The 22617-nt window shown below is 63.6% G+C and carries 25 protein-coding genes and 3 tRNA genes; 11 read left to right on the top strand and 17 right to left on the bottom strand.

Going from position 1 to position 22617, the window contains the following annotated elements; all coding sequences use genetic code 11:
• The coding region (locus RM96_RS22015) for an aminotransferase-like domain-containing protein (RefSeq protein WP_039013678.1) at positions 1-909 on the top strand (909 nt) is incomplete at its 5' end.
• An 80-nt stretch (positions 910-989) separates the two neighbouring features.
• Here the strand turns inward: RM96_RS22015 and RM96_RS22010 are convergent.
• Positions 990-1379 (bottom strand): DUF3455 domain-containing protein, encoded by a 390-nt coding sequence (locus RM96_RS22010; RefSeq protein WP_082016659.1) that lies wholly within the window; start codon positions 1377-1379, stop codon positions 990-992.
• Positions 1380-1831: 452 nt separating this feature from the next.
• On the opposite strand from RM96_RS22010, the gene RM96_RS22005 reads away from it, so the two are divergent.
• A complete protein-coding gene (locus tag RM96_RS22005; protein ID WP_039013670.1) occupies positions 1832-2311 on the top strand; it encodes a VOC family protein in 480 nt (159 codons plus the stop codon).
• Between the two features lie 120 nt (positions 2312-2431).
• Here RM96_RS22005 and RM96_RS22000 read toward each other — a convergent pair whose 3' ends face one another.
• The 3 genes from RM96_RS22000 to RM96_RS40585 are packed head-to-tail and all read right to left on the bottom strand — an operon-like array spanning position 2432 to position 5073.
• Positions 2432-2764: a hypothetical protein gene (locus RM96_RS22000; protein WP_039013668.1), complete on the bottom strand. Its 333-nt coding sequence runs from the start codon at positions 2762-2764 to the stop codon at positions 2432-2434.
• A complete protein-coding gene (locus tag RM96_RS21995) occupies positions 2761-3675 on the bottom strand; it encodes a DUF2950 domain-containing protein (RefSeq protein ID WP_039013666.1) in 915 nt (304 codons plus the stop codon). Before RM96_RS21995 ends, RM96_RS22000 begins: the two co-directional genes overlap by 4 nt.
• Before the next feature lie 12 nt (positions 3676-3687).
• Complete coding sequence (locus tag RM96_RS40585; RefSeq protein ID WP_039013664.1) at positions 3688-5073, bottom strand: DUF3300 domain-containing protein; 1386 nt, start codon at positions 5071-5073, stop codon at positions 3688-3690.
• Between the two features lie 602 nt (positions 5074-5675).
• Here RM96_RS40585 and RM96_RS21985 point away from each other — a divergent pair.
• Positions 5676-6494: a hypothetical protein gene (locus RM96_RS21985; protein WP_238587367.1), complete on the top strand. Its 819-nt coding sequence runs from the start codon at positions 5676-5678 to the stop codon at positions 6492-6494.
• 228 nt (positions 6495-6722) lie between these two features.
• Complete coding sequence (locus RM96_RS21980) at positions 6723-7784, top strand: CBASS cGAMP-activated phospholipase (RefSeq protein WP_039013660.1); 1062 nt, start codon at positions 6723-6725, stop codon at positions 7782-7784.
• Between the two features lie 19 nt (positions 7785-7803).
• On the opposite strand, the gene RM96_RS21975 is transcribed toward RM96_RS21980, so the two are convergent.
• The gene (locus RM96_RS21975; protein ID WP_039013658.1) at positions 7804-8247 is read right to left on the bottom strand and encodes a cupin domain-containing protein; all 444 of its coding nucleotides are present in this window, start codon (positions 8245-8247) and stop codon (positions 7804-7806) included.
• Positions 8248-8661: 414 nt separating this feature from the next.
• Here RM96_RS21975 and RM96_RS21970 point away from each other — a divergent pair, with 414 nt between their 5' ends.
• Positions 8662-8964: a hypothetical protein gene (locus tag RM96_RS21970; protein WP_039013657.1), complete on the top strand. Its 303-nt coding sequence runs from the start codon at positions 8662-8664 to the stop codon at positions 8962-8964.
• A 71-nt stretch (positions 8965-9035) separates the two neighbouring features.
• Here the strand turns inward: RM96_RS21970 and RM96_RS21965 are convergent, their stop codons facing one another.
• From RM96_RS21965 to RM96_RS21925, 9 genes are all read right to left on the bottom strand, one after another.
• Complete coding sequence (locus RM96_RS21965) at positions 9036-10088, bottom strand: alpha/beta fold hydrolase (protein ID WP_039013656.1); 1053 nt, start codon at positions 10086-10088, stop codon at positions 9036-9038.
• A 95-nt stretch (positions 10089-10183) separates the two neighbouring features.
• Positions 10184-11542 carry an epoxide hydrolase family protein gene (locus tag RM96_RS21960; protein WP_039013654.1) on the bottom strand — a complete coding sequence of 453 codons (1359 nt, stop codon included), beginning with the start codon at positions 11540-11542 and terminating at the stop codon, positions 10184-10186.
• A 61-nt stretch (positions 11543-11603) separates the two neighbouring features.
• Positions 11604-12383 (bottom strand): alpha/beta fold hydrolase, encoded by a 780-nt coding sequence (locus RM96_RS21955; RefSeq protein ID WP_039013652.1) that lies wholly within the window; start codon positions 12381-12383, stop codon positions 11604-11606.
• A gap of 603 nt (positions 12384-12986) precedes the next feature.
• Complete coding sequence (locus RM96_RS21950; RefSeq protein ID WP_052279654.1) at positions 12987-14183, bottom strand: IS110 family transposase; 1197 nt, start codon at positions 14181-14183, stop codon at positions 12987-12989.
• An 82-nt stretch (positions 14184-14265) separates the two neighbouring features.
• Positions 14266-14955: a DUF2076 domain-containing protein gene (locus tag RM96_RS21945; RefSeq protein WP_039013651.1), complete on the bottom strand. Its 690-nt coding sequence runs from the start codon at positions 14953-14955 to the stop codon at positions 14266-14268.
• A gap of 309 nt (positions 14956-15264) precedes the next feature.
• On the bottom strand, positions 15265-15597 hold the full coding sequence (locus RM96_RS21940; RefSeq protein WP_039013649.1) for a non-heme iron oxygenase ferredoxin subunit: 333 nt from the start codon (positions 15595-15597) through the stop codon (positions 15265-15267).
• Between the two features lie 13 nt (positions 15598-15610).
• A complete protein-coding gene (locus RM96_RS21935; protein WP_039013646.1) occupies positions 15611-16081 on the bottom strand; it encodes an aromatic-ring-hydroxylating dioxygenase subunit beta in 471 nt (156 codons plus the stop codon).
• A gap of 2 nt (positions 16082-16083) precedes the next feature.
• Positions 16084-17340, bottom strand: coding sequence for an aromatic ring-hydroxylating dioxygenase subunit alpha (locus RM96_RS21930; protein WP_039013645.1), 1257 nt, complete (start codon positions 17338-17340; stop codon positions 16084-16086).
• A 39-nt stretch (positions 17341-17379) separates the two neighbouring features.
• Positions 17380-18366, bottom strand: coding sequence for a 2Fe-2S iron-sulfur cluster-binding protein (locus RM96_RS21925; protein ID WP_039013644.1), 987 nt, complete (start codon positions 18364-18366; stop codon positions 17380-17382).
• Positions 18367-18478: 112 nt separating this feature from the next.
• On the opposite strand from RM96_RS21925, the gene RM96_RS21920 reads away from it, so the two are divergent.
• Entirely contained in the window at positions 18479-19381 is a 903-nt protein-coding gene (locus tag RM96_RS21920) for a LysR family transcriptional regulator (RefSeq protein ID WP_039013643.1), read from the top strand.
• A 78-nt stretch (positions 19382-19459) separates the two neighbouring features.
• Here the strand turns inward: RM96_RS21920 and RM96_RS21915 are convergent, their stop codons facing one another.
• The 3 genes from RM96_RS21915 to RM96_RS21905 form a co-directional block, all read right to left on the bottom strand.
• Positions 19460-19804, bottom strand: coding sequence for a hypothetical protein (locus RM96_RS21915; RefSeq protein ID WP_039013641.1), 345 nt, complete (start codon positions 19802-19804; stop codon positions 19460-19462).
• A gap of 183 nt (positions 19805-19987) precedes the next feature.
• Entirely contained in the window at positions 19988-20167 is a 180-nt protein-coding gene (locus tag RM96_RS21910) for a hypothetical protein (RefSeq protein WP_039013640.1), read from the bottom strand.
• Positions 20168-20206: 39 nt separating this feature from the next.
• Positions 20207-20446 carry a hypothetical protein gene (locus tag RM96_RS21905; protein WP_039013639.1) on the bottom strand — a complete coding sequence of 80 codons (240 nt, stop codon included), beginning with the start codon at positions 20444-20446 and terminating at the stop codon, positions 20207-20209.
• Between the two features lie 381 nt (positions 20447-20827).
• On the opposite strand from RM96_RS21905, the gene RM96_RS21900 reads away from it, so the two are divergent.
• From RM96_RS21900 to RM96_RS21880, 5 genes are all read left to right on the top strand, one after another.
• Positions 20828-20903, top strand: a tRNA-Asn gene (locus tag RM96_RS21900).
• 4 nt (positions 20904-20907) lie between these two features.
• Positions 20908-20983 (top strand) — tRNA-Gly (locus RM96_RS21895).
• A gap of 22 nt (positions 20984-21005) precedes the next feature.
• A tRNA-Thr gene (locus RM96_RS21890) sits at positions 21006-21080 on the top strand.
• Positions 21081-21254: 174 nt separating this feature from the next.
• Positions 21255-21527: a hypothetical protein gene (locus RM96_RS21885; protein ID WP_152624185.1), complete on the top strand. Its 273-nt coding sequence runs from the start codon at positions 21255-21257 to the stop codon at positions 21525-21527.
• Between the two features lie 124 nt (positions 21528-21651).
• A complete protein-coding gene (locus RM96_RS21880) occupies positions 21652-22029 on the top strand; it encodes a hypothetical protein (RefSeq protein WP_238587366.1) in 378 nt (125 codons plus the stop codon).
• Positions 22030-22617 lie beyond the last annotated feature (588 nt).

The raw sequence follows: 22617 nt of genomic DNA, 5'->3' as shown, positions 1-22617 counted from the left end.
AGCCGGGGACTGGCGGTATCGGCTGAAACCGTATTGCTCGTGAGCGGTGCGCAGCACGGGCTGACGACAACCGCCACATCCTTGCTCGAGCCCGGCGACGTGGTGGCAGTGGATGCCCTGACGTACCCGGGATTCAAGCTCGCCGCCGAGGCCAACCGGCTGGAACTCGCCCCAATTCCCACCGCCGGGCATGGCCCGGATCTGGACGCGCTGGCGGCGCTGTGCAGGCGCAGGCGAGTCCGCGCCGTGTACGCGATGCCGACGCTCCATAACCCGCTCGGCTGGGTGATGAGCGCAACGCGGCGCCGGGAACTGGTTGCCATCGCCAGGCAGCATGGACTGATGATTATCGAGGATGCGGCCTACGCGTTCTTGGCGGACGGCGCCCCACCTCCTTTAGCATCCCTTGCGCCGGAGACGACGGTTTATGTGTCGAGCTTTTCGAAGAGTATCGCGACGGGGCTGCGCGTCGGCTTCGTCTGTGCCCCGCGCGAATGGGTGCCCAGGCTCGAGCGGGCCATCCGGACAACGACCTGGAATACGCCGGCAACGATGACGGCGATTGCCTGCGGCTGGATCGAGGACGGCACCGTGGCCCGGCTTGAAGCCGAAAAACGGCGGGATGCCATGCTGCGCCAGGGCATTGCCAACAAAGTCCTGGGCGGACTGAAGCGGATCAGCCATCCCGCGTCGTACTTCGTCTGGCTTCCTCTGCCATCGGAGGTGCGGGCAGATGCGATCGCAATGGCGCTGATGCGGGAACACATTTCGGTGTCGACGGCCCATGCGTTCACGACGTCAGCGCAGGTGCCTCATGCCATCCGGTTGGCGCTCGGCTCCGTTGGCCTGCCCACGCTGGAGCGGTCTCTGGAAACGGCGGCCAGCGTTATTGCCGATCAGGCCTGCTGACTCGCGAAGGTGGCGGCGCAACGCACCTGTCGGATGTCAATCTCTTGAGCGCTGCTCCGTCAAGCGCCGGATCACCCTGGCTATTCCAGGAAGACGTAGTCTGCCCGATACGGCATGCGATTCTCCTGGCCCTCCTGCGTGCAGGCCTGGGGGAGGGCCTGTCCCCCCTGCGTATTCAGCCGTTGCACGTAACGCGTCCTCGCAAGCAGGCCAGCCCCGCCGGTGCTGGTGGCCTGCAACAGCAAGAGTGGGATGCTGTCCGGATCCTGCGTATTGGGCGCCTGTCGCAGTACCTTGCCGGTCACCTTGCTGCCGTCGGGCGCTTCCCAGGTCGGCCCGGCGTAGTGTTTGACGACGAGTTGTCCGGTGGAGTCCTTCAGCGTTGCTTCCGGGGCCGAGAACGCCCATAACAACCGGCCGTCGTTCGCACGCTTGCATTGATAAATCTGTACGCCGGATGCGTGGAGCACTGCAATCGTTCCACGGGTGTCGGGGGGCTGGAGTTCGGGCGGAACCGACATCCTCGTCGTGGTACACGAAACGACCACGCCCGCCATGCAGAGAACAGCGAGATTTGCTTTGCCAAAATGCCGGGAACCTAGCAACATATGGTCTCCTTGCCTGACCCAGGAGAGGATAGTACTTCCTGAGGTACGTTGCCAGTTGCGTCCGCGCGGGTCTGGACGCTACCGGCCCGCGGGGCGGACGCCGGACCTTTGCGCCATCAGACTCGATGGCCAGATATCAGCCCTCGCGACAAGGATCCACCCTTCAAGCGGCCTGCGTCCGCGGCGAGAGGGTGAGACATTGGAGTCTCGACAACGGCATCAATCTCCGACTGGCCAGGGCCACGCGATGTGGACCATTGGAGCTGTCTTGACGGTGGCGGATGCCCGGTGCTCAACTTTCCAGGAGACACAAGATGAACAGCAAGAACACGATCTGCTTGTGGTACGACGGCGACGCCCTTGACGCCGCAAACTTCTATGCCGAAACATTTCCCGACAGCGCTGTCGGCGCCGTCCTCCGCGCGCCGGGCGATTATCCCGACGGCAAGCAGGGCGATGTCCTGACGGTCGAGTTTACCGTCGCCGGCATTCCCTGCGTCGGCCTGAACGGCGGCCCGCATTTCAAGCACAGCGAGGCCTTCTCTTTTCAGATCGCGACGGACGACCAGGCCGAGACCGACCGCTTGTGGAATGCGGTCGTCGGCAACGGCGGCCAGGAAAGTGCATGCGGCTGGTGCAAGGACCGGTGGGGACTGTCATGGCAGATCACCCCGCGCGCCCTCATGACGGCGATAACCGACCCCGACCGCGCGGCCGCCAAGCGCGCATTCGACGCGATGATGACGATGAAGAAGATCGACATCGCCGCGATCGAGGCGGCACGGAAGGGCTGAAACCTGTCCTCAAGCTGAGCGAGCGTGTCCCGCACGTTCTCTCCTGTTCAGATCTGACGGGGGCTGACCGACGGTTCTGGCCTGGCCCTCCCGGTGCAGACCCTCCCGGGTTTCCAGTACCTAGCGTCCCATTCGACGGTCGTAGCTGCGCGAGATACGTTCGAGCAGGCTGGGATCGCGCGAGTCACTGGCGTTGAACTGCACCCGCACGCTGCCGTCGGCCTGGGGCCGCACGCTGGCGGTCACAGTGCTGCCGTCGCGCTGGCCCGTGACCGTTCCGCTTGCCTGGTCCTGCACGCTGATCGCTACGCCCTGATCGCGCATGGCATCTGCTGCCGCGAAGAACGAACGGTCGTAGCTTGCGGGCACGGTGCCGGCCGGATAGCCATAGTAGGTACAACCCGACACGGCCAGGATGGCGCCAAATATCAGGGTGGCGAGCAGTTGCTTCATGGCGAGACCTTTCTCCAGCCGGGGCCGGGATCAAACGTTTTCATTGCTGCCACTTTCGCGGCGCTGTCGGCGCCCAGGTCGCGCTCATAGACCTGGCCATCGTGGCTCACCATGAAGCTCATCACCCCGGTGTCCCGATAGCGGACGGGCCAGGCGATGATGGCGAAGCCACCGAAGAGCTTGCCGTTGACGACGTAGTCGAAAGCACCTCCTGGCGCGTGCGGGCCTTGCGATGTGAGGAGCTTGTAGTGATAGCCGTAGTAGCCATCCTTCCCGGCATTGCGTGTGCCGGCGCCCATGAAGCCAGGGCCGAGCGGGCTCTCTGGCTCGCCGGGGGGTGTTGGCCAGTACAGTCCGTCGTGCTTTCCAGGGGAACTCGATAGTCTGGCCGCATAGACGAGTACGGCGCTGCCGTCGTGCGCGGTCACGGCGTATTCATTCTGTGCGTCGTGGATTGCCAGCATGGTCTGGATGACGGCCAGTTCGTTCCGTCCGACACGTCGCACACGCATTTCCTCTGCCCCGGCGCGCGTATCGAACTGCCAGCCTTTGGCCGACTTCACGAGAGGGATGGGCAGGGTCCAGCCATTGTTGCCTACGGCGATGTACGCGCGGTGGTCGGCTGGCTGGATCGCATGGGCCTTGCCCCAGGCCGCCAGGAACTGGTATCGGACTTCGGCACCCACGGGCGGTACGAGGTCATGAAAGTTGGCGCCCAGCAGGCCCTTCATCGCCGCCTCGTCGTCGTTGAGCACTGCGTCACCGAACGCCGTCATCGCCGCTTCCGGCGAAGCGAATACCTTATTTGCGTGCGCAGCAGGTACCCCCGCGAGCCCGAACAGTAACGCGCCGGTCACGGAGAAAGCCGTGATGCGGAGCCGGCCCCGACGACATTGCTGGGGTGAGTTCATGCTCGTCCCTCCTTAGCGCCGGCCACCGCCGCCGCGCCCGCCACCGCCGCCGCCGCGCCCGCCACCGGAAAATCCGCCCCCGCCGCCACGGCCGGCACCGCCGTAGCCGCCTGCGCCACCACCACCGCCCGGTCGATTGAATCCAGAAGATTGCATGCTGGACTGTCCCCGGCTGAAGTCGCGTTGCCCGGCGTTGGTGCTGCCGACACCCTGGAACGAGTTGTCGCGACCGCCGAAGCCCGCGCTATACCGGTCGGCAGCCCTGGCGCGATCGGACGTGCTGAGCCGGTTCGAAGCCCCGGCACGATCGGACGTGTTGAGCCGGTTCGAAGCTCCGGCACGATCGGACGTGCTAAGCCGGTTTGAAGCTCCGGCACGATCGCCAGTGCCGGCCCTGTTTCCCGCCGCGGCCCGGTTACCCGCTCCGGCCCGGTCCGCAACGCTGGTCCGTCCGCCAGAACCCCGCTCGCGACCACGGAAGTCGGCCCGCCGGTCCGCGCCCGGCGTGTTGCGGCCGAACTTCTCACGCGACGCGTTATCGCGGTAGGCAACGCCCTGGCGATGGCTCGCATCGTGCTGCCAGCGCCCCCCCTGGACCTTGTTGCGATCGAAGTGGTGGTCGATATGGGCGCCACGGTTGATGTCGATATTGATGTTGCCACCGCCCCAGTTACAGTTGCCAAAGATCGCGCCTGCGGCGGCGAAGCCAATGCCCCAGGCGAATCCGCTGAAGAAGGCGCCGCCGGGATAGTAGGCAGGGTAGGGCGGCCAGTAATAGGGCGGATAGGCCGGATAACCCCATCCGCCATAGACAATCGCGGGGTCATAGGCGGGGACATAGATGACCTGCGGGTTTGCTGGCTCGATGCGAACGATGGTGGGCGATACCGCTTCCGCCGTTGTCGCCTGCTCCACGATCACCTGTTGCTGCTCATTCGACTGAAGGTTGCCGGCTTGCTGGGCGCGCAGGCGCAGGCGCTGCACTGCCGCAAGTACGTCTTTCTCTTGCGCGAGAACGGCGTCGCCAAGCTTCTGGGTCCAGTCGAGCTTGTCATGCATCGGCTCAAGGATCTGAGGAAAGGCGACCAGCGACTTGACGCTGACGTCCCACGACTCGTTCGCGACAGCCTGGACGGCGTCATCGCCCTTGAGGTTGGGGTGGGCCTTGACCCAGCGCGCGGCGTACACGATCTCCAGGGGATACGTGGAGGCCATCAGCACCTGGGACAGCACCGAGTCGGGGTAGAGCGCGATTGGGGCCACCAATGCCTCGATCTCCTCGGGCTTATAGGAGGGTGCGGCCTGCCCCTGGGCCTTTACGGTGCCTGATGCGAGCATCAGCCCGACGAGCAACACTGCACAGAAGGTCCATGCCAATTGCTTACCGCGTAGAGTCATGGCCGCTCCCCTCGATTGACGGAGACAGCCACGTCTTATCTCCAATGTGCACGCTGGACACCTTCCGGGCGTATTTGCGCGCGATGCTGATTTGGCATGCATGGCCGGCTGCAGCAGAGGAATTCAGGTTGTCAACGGTAAAAAATGCTCATTGAAATTGCGCCTGTTCAATATAGTGCGCAATTAGCGCTTCGCTAGAAAAATGCAGTCATGGCGGGCGGTCATTCTGGGCCGCACCCAAAGCGACGACCTCACCAGAGTCCGGCAGGGCCGGGTCGCATTTAACTGTCATCCTGGCCCGCTGCTATCGGGACAGCTTTTTCCCCGTTCGAGGTCATCAAGCTATGGCGTTTGCCCTATGCTGACTACGTTGAGCTGTGTCTGGGAGGGCGCAGATGTCGAGACTGAAAGACGGGCCAATAAGTCCGCAGGTGCTACCGTGGGGCGCAATCGGACCCGAGCGAACGCGCCGTCACAATCTGCCAACGCCCCTGGCGCGGCATCCTCTGACTTGGGGCGAAGCCATGAGAACGGCACGATTCGCTGGTCGGCTCGATGCGCGAAACCATAAAGGCCCGTGCCCAGATCGAGGCAGCCATCGTTTGGGGATCGCAATCGTCCTTGCTGTCGCAGTCGGGTCGGCGCATGCCGCGCCGACTGATGCCGACGGCTGGCAGTTTGCCGTTGGCCCGTACCTTTGGTTGCCAAACGTGAGCGGCGCGCTGCGTTTCTCCGGATCTTCGTCGACCGGAGGTGGCAGGCTCGATATTGGAACGGGGCCGGACAGCTATCTCCAGAATTTGCAGTTCGCTCTGATGCTGCAGGTCGAAGCCAGCAAGGGGGACTGGACTGTCCTTGCGGATGCGATCTACCTTGACTTCAGTCATCAGCAAACCAACCTCAAGGCCGTGGGAGCGGAGGGAGGCACCAGGGTTGTCGTCCCGCGCGACGTGGCGACCGATGCAGGCAGTGGCCTGAGCGGCGGACTGTTCGAACTTGCCGGGGGCTATACAGCGCTGCGTGCGCCTTGGGGGACGGTCATGCCGTTCGGCGGGCTCCGATATCTGAACCTGAGCGCCAACGCGAACTGGACACTATCCGCAACGTTCGCTGAACAAGGCGCGACGTTGGCAAGGCAAGGGAGCGTATCCCAGACGGCGAATATCGTGGACGGCATAATCGGCATGCGCGGGCGCATCAATCTCAGTAGCAGTGGCAAGTGGTACGTGCCCTATTACGTTGACATCGGTACCGGTTCTTCCAGATACACGGTTCAGGCGTCCGGGGGTGCGGCGTACGCGGCCAGCTGGGGGGATGTGCAATTGTCCTACCGTTACCTGACCTACCAACTGGATGGTAATCAGTTGGTGCAAAGGCTCACCCTTAAGGGACCCATGCTGAGTGTGGTGTTTCGCTTCTAAGCTCCGTAGCCCGTTGCTCGTCGTCGTGGCCCGGCCTGGTGTCCCAATCCCCTGAGTTCGTCCTGAATATCAGAGTTAAACGCCGTTTAATTTCCTGTCGGACCGATTGCTTGCGCAGGTCGTGAGTGGAGGATATCTGCTGTAAAAAATTCCGGCGTCGCCTAGTATAGATGCGCATGACATCTCACGGCCGACTGATTTATGCCGCGGTTGGCGGGAGGGACAATCTTGAACGAGGCCGCGCCACCCCGGTTTCAGATCCTTGCCCTCTCGGGCGGCGGTTTCCGTGGACTGTACACGGCAAAGCTGCTTGCCGATTTCGAGGACGAAATCAATGCGCCGATCGCGACCCGCTTCGACCTGATTGCCGGGACCTCGATTGGCGGGATCATTGCGCTGGCCCTTGCCCTGGAAGTGCCGGCGAGCCGCATTGTCACGCTGCTGACGGAGTATGGGGAGGAGATCTTCAGGCGGCGCTGGTCGCTCGCGGGAATCTGGCGCGCTCCCTTTTCCTCGCGTCGCCTGGCGGAACTGCTGTCTGGAAGCGAGATGTTCGGCGACCGTGTGCTGGGGGCTTGCGCGCACCGGGTGCTGATTCCGGCGATCAATTATTCAACCGGCCGGCCGCAAATATTCAAGACTCCACACCATGTCAATTTCAAGCGGGATCATAAATTCCGGATCGTGGATATCGCGATGGCCACCAGTGCCGCGCCGGCTTATTTCTCACGCTATACGTTCAATAACAATCAATTTGTCGATGGCGGCCTGTACGCCAATGCGCCGGGCCTGCTGGCCGTGCACGATGCGCAGTATTCCCTGCTCCGGTCAGTCTCTGAAATCCATGTCATGGCGATTGGCACCATGTCGTCAAAATTTACCGTGAACCCCCGTCGTAATCGCGAGGGTGGAACCTACGACTGGGGAGGCATCAATCCCTCTAATATGCCAAAGCGATTATTTGGCCTGTCAATATCGGTCCAGGAAGCGTTGAGCGATTTCATGCTCGCCCACTTGCTGCCAGGGCGATACGTGCTGGTTGACGATGACCTGACCGATCAGCGCTCGCGCGCCGTGGGAATGGACAAGGCCGACCAGGCGGCACGCGAGGTTCTTCTCGGCGCAGCCTCGGAACGGTCGAAGATATGCATTGGCAGCCGGGATCTCCAGCCGTTCCTGAGGCATCTCGCCCCACCCGCGACGTTCTTTTACGGGGAAAATTCGAATATGCCTTCGGGGCGCGTCGCCAGTATCACGGCGCGAGTCCATGCAGTCGCGCCGTCGAGATAGGTGGATACGGGGCCAGCCCTCACCCTGAAACCGTAACGCCGCACTCTTGCGCCACCGCAAGAAGCTTCTCCAGGTCTGGCGGGCCCGGCGGAACCACCTCATCGATCCGCGTGAACAAGCGTGATGCCTGTCCGCCGTGACTGGTGACCGAAATCATTTCGCCGCCGCCGGAGCCGAAGCGGAAGTAGTGCACCGTGCCAGCGGGTACATGCACAAACGTACCAGCGCTGGCGGTGACCGTCTGATCGCCATAACCGATCTCGATCGTCCCCCTGGTGACGTAGAACGATTCGTCCCAGTCGTGACAATGCGGCGGTGGACCGCTGCCTTCTTCGCCCCGCTGCAGGAAGACTTCATAGCCTTGCGTGGCAGCATTGGATGCCAGCACCGTGATCTGTTCTCCCACCACGTTGAGCGCGCGTGCATACGCATCGGGAGTCACCGCAAATGGTTCTGGCTTCATGGCTCGCTACTCTGTCTGTCAGGATGTCGTCGCGGCGGTGGAACCCGGGTCCGAGGCGTGCCGCTGCGCCAGAGCGGGCCGGCCACGGTGCCATGTGCCGGCCCCTTATTCAGGCTTGCTTATTCTAGGCGGCCCACGATGGCAAGTCGTCGCCAGGCATGAGGATTGGCGCTGCCAGTGTGCGCCAGCGAACATTTCGCTGCCGCACCCCGGCGCCGCGCGGATGCTGAACAACAGCAACAAGGGGGACCCGACTGCCTATGGCGAAGATTCCGCTGTGCCCTGGCGGCGCCATGCCACGGACTGTGGGGCGCCGCGCATGCCTGGAAGGTGACGGACAAGGCCGGAGATTGACGCGCCCATGGATCGGGCGCACCATTTCGGCATCCTCTTCCAGCTTTGCGGGAGCCGGCCATGACGTCAGACAATTTCGGCATGTTCAAGGAAAATTTGGCGATGTTGCTGCGTGACCAGCCGGCCGGAACGACGGCGGACCTGGCAGACGTGGTCGTTGCCTTCTGGGATGGCCGGCGCGTGGTCGGCGCATACCTGCGCGACGGCGGACGGCTGGACGAGGTATTCGAGTTCGACGAAAACGCCTGGGAGATCTGGCACGATGAGATCGCCAGCTGGCAGGCCACGCCGCATTACACCGAGCGCGCCGAACTGAAGGCGCTCCAGTCTGGCCAGTTCCGGAACCCTGTCGACCACCACTAACCGGCGCACGCGCCCGGCGCCAGGCTCCCCGGGCATTGTGACCGGGGGGCCTGCGAGCAGGTGCAGGGCGCCTAGAACCGGTCGACGTCGATCACGGCCTGCGCGAATGCCTGCGGCGCTTCCTGAGGAAGGTTGTGGCCGATTCCGCCCGTGATGAGACGATGCTCGTATTTGCCGGTGAACTTGGCTGCGTAGGCCTCGGGCAGCGGATGCGGAGCCCCATTGGCGTCCCCTTCCATCGTGATGGTCGGCACGACGATGGGCGGCGCCGATGCAAGCTGCTGCTCGAACTTGTCATACCTCGGCTCGCCTGCGGCAAGACCTTGCCGCCAGCGATAGTTGTGGATGGTGATGTCCACGTGATCCGGGTTGAGCAAGGCCGCCGCGCTGCGCTCGAAGGTGGCGTCGTCGAACTTCCATTGCGGCGAGGCGTTGTGCCAGATCAGCCGGGCAAAGTCGCGCGTGTATTTCGCGTAGCCGGCTTTCCCGCGTTCCGTGGCGAAATAGAACTGGTACCACCACTGGAATTCGGCTTCCGGCGACAAAGGCTTCGTTCCGGCTTGCTGGCTCCCGATCAGGTAACCGCTTACCGACACCAGCCCCTTGCAGCGGTCCGGCCAGAGTGCCGCGACGATATCGGCAGTACGTGCGCCCCAGTCGAAACCGGCCAGGATCGCTTGCCGAATGTCGAGTGCATCCATCAGCGCCGTGATATCGGCTGCCGTCGCCGTCGGCTGGCCGTTGCGCATGGTCTCGCGAGACAGGAAGCGCGTCGAACCGTAGCCGCGCAGATACGGCACGACCACCCGATACCCCTGGGACGCCAGCAGCGGCGCGACATCAACGAAGCTGTAGATGTCGTAGGGCCAGCCGTGCAGCAGGACGACTGCGGGTCCGTCGGCGGGACCGGCCTCGGCGTAGCCGACGTTGAGCAGCCCGGCGTTGATCTGCCTGAGCGATGCAAAAGACGTGTGGGTACCTGGCCGGACCGCAGCAAGGGGCACAGGCGTCGACAAACGGCTCTGTGCGTTGGCTGTACCGTTCATGCTGAACTGCGCGGCAGCAATTGCCAAAGCCGTCGTGCCCATGAAGCCGCGACGATGCGAATTGATTTTCTCTGCCATTGCTCCTCTCCTTGTCATTGAACGCGCTCACACCTCAGTTGCGGGAAGCCTCACGGCATTCCCCTGAACATGCCGAGAGGTGCCGATGAAGACCTTCAACTGCGCATGGACCTGAACCCTCCGCGCAGCTCCGCCGCGAAGACCTCCGGCTGTTCCCACGCTGCGAAGTGTCCGCCCTTGTCGAGCCTGCCGTAATGCACGAGCCTGGGGTATGCCCGCTCGGTCCAGCTTCGCGGAGCCATATAGATCTCGTCGGGGAAAGCGCTTACCGCGACGGGAATGGCAACGCCTTTCGGCGCGAAGAAGGCCAGCTTGCTCTCCCAATAGAGGCGGGCCGAGGAAACTGCCGTGTTGGTCAGCCAGTAGAGCGTGACGTTGTCGAGTATGTCGTTTCGCGTCAGTCCCTCCCCCTGGCCGGCAAACACGCGTGAGATGAGCGCGTAACTGCGTGCGTCGTGATCGAGCATCCAGGCCGCGAGGCCGATGGGTGAATCCTCGATCCCATACAGGGTCTGGGGACGGTTGCTCATCTCCTGGGCGTAGGCCAGGCCATGCTTGCAGAAGAAGGCGAGCTGCTCGTACGCATAGCTCTCGTCAGGCGAGAGACCGGATGGTGGCGGGCCGCCGGACTGGAGAGCCTTCGCGATGTCGTCGGGAATGGTGGCAGGCATATTGGTGTGTATGCCGGCCAGTTCCGGCGGCGCCAGGAGGGCCATCTGTTCGGTGACCGCATTGCCCCAATCGCCGCCTTGCGCGACGAATCGGGTGTATCCCAGGCGCTTCATCAGCACGATCCACGCACCTGCGATGCGAACGGGGTCCCAGCCAAGTGTGGTGGGCTTCCCAGAGAAGCCGTGGCCCGGCAAGGAGGGGATCACGACGTCGAAGGCGTCCGACGCGCTTCCCCCATGCGCGGTAGGGTTGGTCAGCGGATCGATGATCTTCAACTGCTCGATGATGGAGCCGGGCCACCCGTGCGTGACGATGAGCGGCAGTGCGTGCGGATGCTTCGAACGAACGTGGATGAAATGGATGTCTACCCCGTCGATCGTCGTCATGAACTGGGGCAAGGCATTCAGTTTCGCCTCGAACTTGCGCCAGTCGTAGTCCGTCTGCCATGTGTGCGCGAGTTCGCGCATGGTGGCCAGTTGCACGCCCTGCGATGCATCGGCCACCAGTTCCCGCGAGGGCCACCTCGTCGCAGCGATCCGCCGGCGCAGGTCCACGAGCTGAGCGTCGGGCACGCGGACGGTGAACGGGCGGACCCGCTCATCGTCGCCGGCCTGGCGCGGCACCGGTGCTGCGGCGACGAGGCTTGGGTCGGTCGCGGAGGGCGACGTCGTCCTGCTGAGGTCCGGCAGCGCGAACACAGAGGGGCTGGCGAGCAGCGTGGCTGCCGAAGCAAGAAAGCGGCGGCGAGACGGTGGCGAGCCGATCGGTTTTTCGGGGGGCATGGAGAATTCCTTGGCGAACGTGCGGGAAGCGAGTCGTGTCAGGCGAGCGGTCATCGAGTGGTTAGTTCGACGGCTGCGCCGCGGCCGCGAGGATGGCATCTGCAACCTGCCTCGGCCTCGACAACTGCGGCACGTGGCTCGTCGGCAGCTTCACGATATGGGCGGAAATCTTCTGTGCCATCGCCTGCTGCAAGGCAGGCTGGATCATGTGATCCTGCTCCGTGAGGACGTACCAGGACGGCCTGGTCTTCCATGCGGCGACGGTGACCTTCTCCTCGAAGCTCTTCCCACGGACGGGACCCTGGGTCACGGCCATGATCCTGGTCTGGGCCGCCGGCACGTCCTGGGCGAAGTGCTTCGCCATTCCTTCGGCACTCATTGTCACGAAGCCCTCCTTGTCGGCGACAAGGAATTTTGACCCCTCGGGTGTCGGGTAGTCCTTGGCCAGGTCAGCTACCGACTGTCCTTCCGAAGGCGCGAACGCAGCGACATAGACCAAAGCCTTGACGCGCTCATGCTGGCCGATCTCGGAGATCACCACGCCGCCCCAGGAGTGCCACACGAGCACGACCGGTCCGGTCTGCATGTCGAGCGCGCGGCGGGTGGCCGCCACATCGTCGGCCAGCGAGGTCAACGGATTCTGGACGGAGACGACGTGCAGGCCCCTGGCCTGGAGCAGGGGAACAACCTTGTCCCAGGCCGACCCGTCGGCAAAGGCGCCGTGCACGAGCACGACCGTGGTTTTGCTGGCGTCCGCAGCAGGCGGAGGTGCTGCGCCCGCGGCGGAAGCAACACTGCTGATTGCGGCAGCAAGCACCGCAGTCTTGATGAATCTCTTCATTCGGTACCTCCAGGCTGGTCGATGGAGCTCATCTGAAAGCCATTCACATGAGCGGATTGCCATCTCCAGAATAAAGGCCCGGCCTATGGCCTGAATGACGAACTTCCCTCTTTTCAGGACAACGTGAACCGAATGGGGTTCGCAGCTGCCAGCCGGTGCATAAGTCCGGGGCAGGGGGGGCGAGAAGCGCGAATTGACGTGCTTCGGGGGGAGGGGAATCGACATGCCGGCTGTCTGGGTGACGATCAGCCGACAATGGAGCTCGACAGAGCTTGCGGGCAACGGAAGTCCCGACCTGCACGTGCGCCCGGCGCCTTGCCGGTCCCTGCAGAGGCTCCGTGCCGCGTGTGACGGAGCCAGGCTCAGTTGGTACTGAGCCTGGCAGCCTTGCTTCTATGATGAGTCGGAAGGCAAGAATTTTTACGCAAATTGATCCAACTTCTTCCTTAATCTAGCTCGCGCTTACCACGCGCTTACCACGCGCTTACCACAGGCGTCTGTCGCTGTTGTTCACCAGTTTCAAAGTTCCCGTGCTTGTCTACTTCGAACTGACTTGCGATAGGACGAACAGGAACAGCTAATGCGAGCGTTGCCGCCATTCCTTCAAACTGCTGCCACCTCGCCGGTTGAACGCTTTAATCCTGTGGTCTTGCTGTTTTTCAGAAGCGCTCCCTCGGGTAGGATTCCATGCGTCAGATAGCGCCACAGAGCGATGACCAGCCGTCGCGCCACCGCGACTATAGCGATGCGCTTGCCCCGCTTGTTCTGGCTATTTCCTTGGGTGCGCTGCACGTACCACTGGGCCATCGCACTGCCGGGCTGATAGCGTAACCAGAGCCACGCCATTTCAATAAGCAGAGAACGCACGCGCCGGTTGCCCTGCTTACTGATCCCCTGGTCGACCCGGCTCTGGCCGCTGTCATACGGCTGCGGCGCCAAGCCGACACAGGCGCCCACCTGCCGGCGGTTGTCAAAGCTGCGCCAGAACAGCTCGAGCACCAGTCGTGTCGCGCCGACCGGGCCGACCGCCTTGAGCCGTTGCAGGTCGGCAATGCGCTTTTGTGCGGGTTCCGGCAATTGCCTGACCAGGTCTTTTTCCAGTGCCGCGAGTTGCTGCTGGGCTAAGGCCAAGCGCTGACACTCCCGGGTCAGCCGCGCATGCAACTGCGCAGGGATTGCCGCGCCGTCGTAGCAGGAGATTTCTCCCTTTGCTAGCCGCTTTGCGATATCGCCTTCGACGTCTTGCCAGCAACCCACTGTTCGCAGCAGCTTGCGGATCCGGTCGCGGTGCTGTAGCGCTTCTTTTTGAAGTTCACCCCGGTCGCGCACCAGGTGCCGCTGGGCTTCGGTTTCAACGGCCGGTACGCGAATCACGTGCATGCGGTCATGTTCGCCGCGCAGCCAGGCGCGCAGGCAGAACACCAGCTTGATCGCGTCGAGTCGGTCGGTCTTGGCCCGCCGCGCGTGCCGCTCCACCGGGATGCTGGCGGGGTCGCAGATCACTACTTCGTATCCTAGCTTCGATAGCGCCCGCTCGATCCAGAAGCCGTCCTGACCAGCCTCGTACAACACGACGGTGCGCACGCCAGGGCCAATTCCCCATTTCGTCTTGATCTTCTCGATCGCTTGCATCGCTTCGTCCAGGCGGCATGCCGGAGCTTTTGCAGCTACAGTCTGGATCGCAGGCTTCTCCCGTTTGCCGTCGTGCAGGGCGATTTTCCAGGTGCTGCTGGACAGCTCCAGGGCCACTGCCAATACATCTTCTGCGGGCATAGAATGATTGATACGGGTCGGTTGCATGACGTGCTCCAAGGTGAATGGGTCGCACCTTTACTTTAGGATCGCTTTGCATGCGTTACCGACCCGCCTTCATTCATAGGATCTAGACGATGCTCGAATCGTCGTCCATGAAATCGTCGTCGCTCAGGCCGGCATCGAGAAAGCCGCTGTCCGATGCCGAGTCGCGCGTGGAGAGCGAAGACGGGTCGTCGCTGCCGTAGTAGTTGTTGACGACGGTCGTTTCCGTCGCCGGCATGCCTGTGCCGGACTGACCCAGGAACGTGTTGCCGCTGTTGTGGTGGAACAGGTTCTCGATCCCCTGGAACAGGAACGCGCCACCTGCCACGCCGGCAGCGGTGGTGGCGATGCTGCCCAGCGTGCTTCCGAGCCCGCCGCCGAGGAATCCCGGCCGCGACGGTTGAGCCGGCGGGGTCTGGAGCGCCGGTGGCGCGGGCTGGGCAGGTGCGGGCGCAGCCATGGGCGTCGCGGTAGCGGGGCCGGCAGTGACCGGATTGGCACTGGCGCCCCACGCGACCTGCTGGTCGAGGAAGCTGCCGGAGCCGTTGGTCTGTGCCGCCTGCAACTGGCTCTGCAATGTGGTGATCTGCGCCTTTGCCGACGCCAAGGCATGATCGAGCAGCATGGCGCGCTGGACCAGCAAATAGGCGGCATCGGGTTGCATCGCAACCGCTCTGGCGATGAGCGCCTCTGCCTGCGGATCCTTCGTGCCCGGCTGGGCCTGGGTGAGCTGAGTCAGGAAGACTTCCAGTGCCTGCGTTTCCTGCGGGGTCATGGCATCCCTCTGCCGGTAGTTGGTACGCGGCCAGTCTATGGGGGAAAACTTAAGGGAGACTTAAAGAGGGTTCTTCGCCGGATTGCGGGTTGGGGTTCTTGGATGCTCTGCTGTTTCGCCGGCGTAGCCGGCGACTCCCTTTTTGACTGCGCCAAAAAGGAACTCGCCCTTCAGGGCGAAACGGGGCCGTCGACCTACGACAGCAGCCTGCCGCAGCCACTACCCCCAGGCACCACAGCAACACCCCCACCCCACAAATCGGCGAAGAACCTTAAAGAGTGGGGTGCCCTGAAAATGCCGCAGGGGGCCTCAGCGGGCCGCCACCGCTTCCCCGATATCCAGAAACACCTTCCCGCCCTCGATCCGCACCGGATAGGCCCGCACCCCTTCCGTCAGCGGCGCACACAGCGCCGCGCCAGTGCGCACATCGAACTTGCCCTGATGCAGCGGACATTCGATCTCGTGGCCGTCCAGGAAGCCGTCGCAAAGCCGGGCGTGTCCGTGCGTGCAGATGTTGTCGGTGGCGAAGATCTCGCCGTCGACGCCGTACAGGGCGATCTCCCTGCCTTGCACTTCGATGGCGACAACATCGTCGGCCGGCACGCGGTCCAGGGCGGCCGCTTCAATCCAGGTTTCACTCATGGTTCACCTCAAATCAGATGGGATAGATCAGCGAGTTCGGGATCATCTCGCTGTCAAACACGCAGATCCGGGACGCGAAGCGCAGGCCGCTCTCGGTGCGCCGGATGACATCGAGATAGCGGCCGGCGCTGAGCACGTCGGTCAGCTGGTCCGGCTTGGTGCGCAGCACTACGTAGTTGGCTTCGGCATGGATCCGGTCGCCTTCCACGCGCCGGATGAGCGGGGCGCCGACGATGTGCCGCTGATAGTAGGGATCGTGGAACAGCGTTTCCCGGATGCCGAAGGCGCGGTCTTTGAGCATGCCCTTGCTTTCGAACGACAGCGTCGCCAGCGGAAAGCCGCGCTCGTAGTTCTCGCGGGGCTGGACCTTGTAGACGCATTCATCGTCGAAGAAGTCGATCCAGCGCTCCCACTCGGCGTTGTCGACGGCGGCCGAGTAGTCCGCGTACAGCGAAACGAGGGCGAAGTAGTCGGAGAATTCCATGCTCAGACCTCCATTACGTTGCGCCAGTAGGCGTACATGCCGCGGATCAGGGTTTCGGTGACCATGTGGTCGGTGTTCTCCGCGGTCTTGCCGCCGAGCTCCGCCACCACGCGATGCCACGGCTTCTGCTCGAAGCCTTCCTGCGAGCATTCGATCACCTCGCCGTCGTCGGCCGAGACAAAGCCCGCCGGGCCGAACAGGTTGGCCTGGCGCAGCCGGCGGCGCGTCATCTCGTCGCTGTCGTCCTCGAAGCCGAAGTGCGTCCAGACGAAATCGAACGAACCGGTGCCGTTCGGCTGGATATGCCGCGTGGAGACCGAGTTCACCTGCTGCTGGAAGATCACGCTCGGGAAGACGGTCATCATCACCGCGGTGGGGTCGCCCCACCAGTCCTCGTGCACGATATCGAGTATGCGGTCGTCCTGCAGCGCCATCTGCTCCTTGAAGCTGGAGACGCCAGAGGTGACATCCCCCTTGCCGCCCTGGCCGCGCGTGGACACCATGGCGGCGTGGCGGAACTGCGGATCCATTACGAGCTTCGACTTGTTGTCGGCCCGCCAGAGCCCGAAGGTGACGAACCAGGTGTGCAGCAGGCCCGGGTGGTAGGGGTCCTTGATGTTCTCCTGCATCAGCTTCCAGTTGCCCGGGATGCGCTGCTTGTTGTAGCCCAGTATCTTCAGCTTGCGGCCATTGAAGAGGCGGTCGAAGTAGCCGAGGATCTCCGGCCCGAGGAAGTCCTCCAGCGGCTCCACGTCGTGATCGAAGGATGCAAACACCACGCCGCCGCGCGCCGCCACTTTCAGTTTGGTCAGGCCGTGTTCTTCGGGCTTGAAGTCCGCAGGCATGCCGCCGTTGACCTTGCCGTCCTGCTTGACGCCGCGGCGGAACGGCACGCCCTGCAGGTTGCCCTTCAGGTCGTAGTTCCACTGGTGATAGGGGCAGTGGAAGTCCTTGCGGTTGCCGCTGCGCTCGCGGCAGAACTTCATGCCGCGATGCGCGCAGACGTTCTCGATCACGTTGATCTCGCCATCCTGCGAGCGCACCAGGATCACGGAGCGTTCGCCGATGGCGGTCCGCTTGAAATCGCCCGGATTCGGGATCTCCGCCTCGAGCCCGACATAGTTCCAGTGGCGCGTGTAGAAGCAGCGCTGCAGTTCGCGCTGGTACAGGTCCTGGTCGGTGTAGACGCGGAACGGAATGCGGCTGCTGCCTGGCTCGGACCAGACCGGCGCCGCATGGGTGGCCGGATTCATGCTCATGGTTGTCTCCTTTTGATCGTGTTAGCGTTCTGGCGCGGTTCAGGTGCCGGATGCGAAGAACGCGTCGGCGTAGATATGCTCGGGCAGGACGCCCTTCTGCCGCAGCAGCGTCGTGGCGGCGTCGACCATCGGCGGCGCGCCGCACAGGTACGAGCGCCATCCGCGCAGGTCGGCGAAGTCTTCATTGACGGCTTCGGTCACGTGGCCGGTACGCAGTCCACCGCCGCCCGGCAGCGTCGAGACAAGCTCGACATGCAGACCGGGGTGCGCCGCGGCCAGCGCCTTCAGCCATTCGATGCCATACACATCGCGCGGCGAACGCACGCCGAAGTACAGCCGGATCGGATTGGTCATGCCGGCCTCGACCGCGCCGCGCACCAGCGACAGCACTGGCGCCAGGCCGGTCCCGCCCGCGATGCACAGGATCGGATCGGCATTGCGGGTGCGCAGGTAGGACGTGCCGAGCGGCCCGCTGATGCGCAGCGTGTCGCCGACCCTGAGGGTGTCGCGGATGTATGAGGTCACGCGGCCGTCCGGCACCAGCCGCACGTGGAACTCCATCTCGGTGTCGGCGGCGATGCGCGCCATGGAGTAGGGGCGGATATGGTCGGGCGTGAACTGCAGCGTGGCGTATTGCCCCGGCGAGAACGTCAGGGGCTTGGCGGGCAGCACGCGGAGCAGCCTGATATCGTGCGTCAGGTCGGCAAGCGCGGTGACGGTTGCCTTGACGATCTTCGCAGGATGGACGACGACCTCGTCCGGCTCCGGAACTTCAATCGTGCAGTCGCCGGTCACCGTGGCCTGGCAGGCAAGGATCTGCCTCTCGTGCGCCTGCGCCACGTTATGGAAGGCGTAGCCGGTGCTTTCGTCGACGTCTCCCTCCAGCACCTTGCAGCGACAGGTGCCGCAACGGCCTGACATGCAGCTGTACGAAACCGGGATCTGCGCCGCCTGGAGCGCGGTGAGCAGGTTCTCGCCATACCGCACGTCCAACTGCTGCCCCTGGGGCATGACATGCACTTTCATGGGTGTCTCCGTGATAAGTCGGTCTGTTTTGGCGAATCATGGAGTACAGAAGAAAATAAACCAATAGAATCTGGCCTATATCACCTATTCACCAAAGTTATAAAGGTGCCATATGGAAGTGAAGGACATCGACCTGAACCTGCTGGTGGTGTTCGAGCACCTGTTGAGGCTCGGGACCGTATCAGGGACGGCGAAGGCGCTGCATGTCAGTCAGCCGGCGGTCAGCAACGCGCTGGCGCGCCTGCGCAAGATCTTCGACGACGAGTTGTTCGTGCGCAGCGCGAAAGGCATGCTGCCCACGCCCGTGGCGCTGGAACTGGCCGAGCCGGTCGCGCATGCGCTCGACACCCTGCAGTCCGCGCTGAACCGCAAGGTGTTGTTCGATCCGCTCACCAGCGACCGCCTGTTCCAGCTGGCGATGACCGATATCGGCGAGGTGAACTTCATCCCGAAGCTGATGAGCGTGCTGCGCGAGCGCGCGCCGCGCGTGTCCGTGGCGACGGTGCGCAATACCGCGCTGAACCTGCAGGAGGAGATGAGCCATGGCAAGGTCGACCTGGCGATCGGACACCTGCCGGAGCTGACTTCGGAGTTCTTCCAGCGGCGCCTGTTCCGGCAGCGCTACGTCTGCATGTTCCGCCCCGGACATCCGCTGGACAAGCGCACGGTCAGGGTGAAGGACTTCGAGCAGGCCGAGCATGTGGTGGTGACGGCCGCGGGCACCGGGCATGCGAGGGTCGACGAGATCCTGGCCCGGCTCGGTGTCGAGCGCAATATCCGGCTGAAAGTCCCGCATTTCGTGGCGGTGGCCGATATCGTCCAGAGCACGGACCTGGTGGCGACCGTCACCGAGAAATTTGCCCAGCGCAGCGCCGGGTTCTTTGGCCTGAAGTACATCGCGCATCCGGTTGACCTGCCGGAAATCCAGATCAATCTCTTCTGGCATTCGCGCTATCACCGCGATCCCGCCAGCCAGTGGCTGCGCAACCTGGTATTCGAGCTGTTCTCCGAATAGCCCCCGATCCGGCGACAGAAAAGCAAACAGGGCGCGAATGCCTCGCGCCCTGCCGTCGGGACTTCATGTGGGAACCGCTCAGGCGTTGGCGCCTTCGGTGAACGGATCCAGCTTGCCAGTGCGGGCGCCGTCGGTGTACGGGTCGAAGCTGCGGGCCGGCGATGCCGAGACGCTGCTGCGGTCCAGGCCGGCTACGGTGCGGGCGCCGTCCACATAGGGATCGGTCTTGCCGACGCGGGCGCCGTCGGTGAACACATCATGCGTGCGGAACTCGTAGCCGTACTTGTCGCCCGGCACCGCGGTGCGGAAGTTGTAGCCGTACTTGTCGCCGGGCAGTTGCTCGGCTGCACTGGCAGCCTGGGCGGCGCCGAGGGCGGCCAGCGAGAGGAGGAGGGCGGAAGCGAGGCGGGCGGTCGTGGTCATGATGTTCTCCATAGTTTGTTGAATTTGTCAGAACGTTGCGTTTGTGTTTGCGTCGTCCATGTACAGAACTATAGAGGCCGGATTGCGACCGGGAAGGCACTGGCGACGGACGAATTATTCAAATTATTTGAATTTACCGGCCTGGCCTCCTGTGGCTATGCGGCGTGCCGGATTCGCCATGGCTCATGCAAGCGAAAGTACCAGCGCCGCCGGGCGGCAAGCGTGCCGGCAGGCGCTGTCTTTGAAGGCGCCGAGCGGTTCCGTGCCAGCACCGTCTTCGAACGTGCTGGTCTCGCTGAGGAGGAACGCTGCGGCGAGCGCGGCGGCGATTACGCCGATGGCATAGACGAGCCTGGTGTTCATGGCTGCCTTTCTTGAGAGTGTGGGAGCGTTCGCGGCGGGTCAGAGCGGAACAACCCTGGGAGAGCCAGGCGAAAAGAGCGGGTCGTAGTCGACAGGCGGCCGCCAGGTAACCGGAAGCTCGCGCAGCAGGCGTGCGAGTCCAGGCGGCAGGCCGGGTTCCGGAGTCCTGATGGTGAGCGGCTCGTAGTCCATATAGCCCTGGCCGCCGGAAAGGGCGGCCCTGGCGGCCTGGTCAAGTTCGCGCAGGCGCGGCAGGTTTTTGATGGTCAGCGTGGACATGTGCGTCTCCTTGAGTTGAAGGGGGAAGGGCGAACGCGGCGCGGCAGCGGCGTTCGACTTCACTACGCACAGGCCGTGCCACGGGGCAACGGCGCGGGGAGTGCACGGAAGAGCGCCGGATCGGCGGCAACAGGCGGGGTGCGGCCAACACCCGGAAAGAAGCGTTGGCCGCGGTCGAACGGTCAGGCTCGGTGTTCGGTGCCCAGCGAGCAGCGCGCGCGTTTCCTCGCCCGGTCGTCGGGCGTGGCGCTGCTCCGCCACCGTTGTCAACGATGCCCGAGTAAATCGATCAGGCCGTTTCAGCTAGGGCTCGACAAATGCATTGGATGTTGTACAATCCGGCCTCCGTTTGGTTCAGTACCTGCACCAAACATCTCCTGATCCCCGATAGCTCAGTCGGTAGAGCGCCGGACTGTTAATCCGTAGGTCCCTGGTTCGAGCCCAGGTCGGGGAGCCAAGATGCGGGAGTAGCTCAGTTGGTAGAGCGCAACCTTGCCAAGGTTGAGGTCGCGAGTTCGAGACTCGTCTCCCGCTCCAGTGCGACGGCACCAGAGCAAATGCCCATGTGGCTCAGTGGCAGAGCACTCCCTTGGTAAGGGAGAGGTCGGCAGTTCGATCCTGCCCATGGGCACCACCGCCTTTTTCTTTCCCCTCAGCACAGACGTTAGCGCGATTCCCCGTCAGCCTGCACGCTCGCGGCGCGGACATTTCGCTTTGCTGACGTTCCTGCCCGCATTGCGTTTCCGAATCTAAACTGGATACAGGTTCTCCTGTTCCGGAGCCAACGGCATCGTTGGCCTGCATTGTCGTGAAATCCGATCGTCGCCCCGTTGGCGCCAGGAAGAAGGGCGCAGTGGCTGCCGGAAACGGCATCGGTCCGCTGCGCCTGTCCGATGCCATTTCCCTGACGTTGCTCGTGCTGGCAAGCGCCGGCGCGGTGTGGCTGGTGTTCACCCCGTCCGGCATGGACTGGCTGGCAGGACTCACGCCGCCGGAGCGGCAGAGCCTCGGGGTGCTTTGCGTGATCGTGGGCGTGCTCGGCGCGCGGACATGCCGGCGCCTGTTGAAAGAGATGGACTGAGCCGGCGCGCTGCCGACGTGTCCAGGACGTTACACCGCGTCACACTTGCAACACTTCGCGCAGCCCATATTACGAGCCCACCCCCTACAGTAGGTCCATGTTCAACGCCCCCTGGGAGGCATTCATGAAACGGATCATCGCAATCGCAGCAGTGGGTGGTGCAATGCTGGCGGCAAGCGCCGGGGCCTACGCCGGTGTGAACATCGATGTCGGCATCGGCCTGCCAGGCATAGTCGTGGCCCAGCCAGCGCCGGTCTACCGTCCGGCACCGGTCTATGCGCCCGCGCCAGTGTATGCGCCGGCGCCGGTTGCCTATGCGCCGCGCCCGGTGGTGGTGGCACCTGTCCCGGTGCGCTACGGCCGCGATTACGATCGTGGCTATGACCGTGGCTATGACCGCCGCGAGTGGCGCGATCGCGAATGGGGCTACCGCCACGGCGGCTATGACGGTCGTGGCCGTGACGACCACGGCGGCTGGCACGACGGCCGCCGCTGGGACTGACGCAGGTATCGGTGGCCCCGGCCGTTTTCCCTTCCGATAGATAAAAAGAAGCGCGCCGGCATGGCGCGCTTCTTCATTTCCGAGGTCGGAAGACGTCGATTTCAGAAGATATGCTTTACCCCCATCACTACACCCGTCTGGTTGACCCCGGCCGCAACCGTGCCGCCGTTGACCACGCCGGGTGTCGACGCGCCCTTGTTCTTCGCCGCATGGCGGGATTGGGTTCTTGGCGGCGTGGCTGTTTCGCCGGCGTAGCCGGCGACCTACTTTCGGTCGCGCCCGAAAGTAGGCAAAGGGCGCCTTCTTGCCTGCCAGGCGGGAGTCTTATCGTAGTGTTCGACGGCTTTTGTACGGGTATTCGCTTCAGGGCATAACCAGACTGCCTGCCGCGCAGATCGCCAGGGGCAACGCCGGGAACAGCGCTGTCCTCCCGACCTCGTGAGAGCGGAGTGGCTCCATGATCGAGCCGCGTGCCTGCGGCAAGAGTTTTTGGACCACAACCGTGGTGCGCGATGGAGCTTCGCAGAGTGATGGGGCTCAAGCTGCGTGCCACTCCGCTCTCACGAGGTCGGGAGGACGGCCTGTCAA

This window comes from Cupriavidus sp. IDO, assembly GCF_000812465.1.
Classification (GTDB): domain Bacteria; phylum Pseudomonadota; class Gammaproteobacteria; order Burkholderiales; family Burkholderiaceae; genus Cupriavidus.
This window is presented reverse-complemented; position numbering and strand designations above follow the sequence as displayed.